Origin of the sequence: Acidiplasma aeolicum (assembly GCF_001402945.1) — an archaeon.
Lineage (GTDB): Archaea > Thermoplasmatota > Thermoplasmata > Thermoplasmatales > Thermoplasmataceae > Acidiplasma > Acidiplasma aeolicum.
The window spans coordinates 1-1,287 of the sequence record NZ_LKBG01000136.1 but is presented as its reverse complement, the minus strand read 5'-3'; the positions used below and the strand labels follow the sequence as shown (position 1 = coordinate 1,287).

At 29.1% G+C, this 1,287-nt stretch carries 2 protein-coding genes; both read left to right on the top strand.

Annotated features, from left to right (window positions below):
- Positions 1-372 precede the first annotated feature (372 nt).
- Positions 373-543, top strand: a complete 171-nt coding sequence (locus AOG54_RS09680; protein WP_156150359.1) for a hypothetical protein — start codon at positions 373-375, stop codon at positions 541-543.
- Between the two features lie 48 nt (positions 544-591).
- A complete protein-coding gene (locus AOG54_RS03670) occupies positions 592-888 on the top strand; it encodes a transposase (RefSeq protein ID WP_048102561.1) in 297 nt (98 codons plus the stop codon).
- Positions 889-1,287 lie beyond the last annotated feature (399 nt).

Genomic DNA, 1,287 nt, shown 5'->3' with positions numbered 1-1,287 from the left:
TTTTTCCTAAAAATTGGTATATACTATCTATATTCTTTTTTATAAGGCTTTTTATTTCTATGTAGATAATAGCATTATTTAGATATTTTCCATGTACTGTCTTAAAAGATAATAATATGATAGTAGTCTAGAATGCTTATTGATCTGCAACATAAAACATAATAAAGAAGAGAAGAGGACAATCAATAATTATTCCAAAAACTATCATAATCAAAAATATATTGGTAACATACATTAATAATATTAATATTACGGTGTCCAAACTTTCATAACTTGTTTGACAATTGTCAATTTATTAATTTTAAAAACATTAGTGGGATATGGCAGGAAACCATATCCCACTAATTATGCAAAGGTTGGCTCAAAATAGTTATGGAATATAGGATAAGAAAATATCCTGCATCACTGATTATAAAAATTATTGTGATATTGAAGATATATGAAGTATCATACAGGCCATCTAAATATTTCTTCAATAACCATCCTGAGTTCATGGAAATGTTGAATATTACAGATATACCCAACTTCAGGACATTATCATAAAGATCATTAAGGATAGACTGGCATTTCATAAATGCAGCAATAATAGATATGATAGAGCCTGACGATGGCAATGCTGCGGTGGATTCATCCATTGTTAAAACATGCAGGGATACAACAGCACAGAGGAGAGGGAAGAATAAGAAATACAAGGATAATGAAAGTTCATGGGGATACAGCACAATGGGCTATAGGTATGGAAGGAAGGTGCATGCAGCTATTGATATAGATTCATTATCTGTGATAGAATGGAAGATAACCACTGCATCTGTATATGACAAGAATATTGCATTTGAAATGGTAGATTCTGTAGGGAACTGTAATTATATTTTAATGGATGCAGCATAAGACTCATCTGATATATATGATTATATCTTCGAGAATACATATTCTTTGCCAATAATTGATACCAATAGAAGAAGAGAGATTGTTGAAAATAAATTAACATACAACAGAAAGCTTGGAATAGAATTAAGGAAAATGTAATCATCAAGGTATAAATTGAGATGGGAAACAGAAATTATGACATGGCTATTGTTGAAATAATAGTTGCATATAACTGCATAGTAATGGCCGATAAAATTGCCGGCATTTCAGGGAGGAAAATTATATATATCGTAATTTGACGTATGTTTGGATAACCTAATTAATATGATAAAGATTCAGAAAACATCATTTAAAATAATTTAATAACTAAGCATGATAAATAAGAACAATAAAAGAATCAAAAAATTATTTTTCATAAAC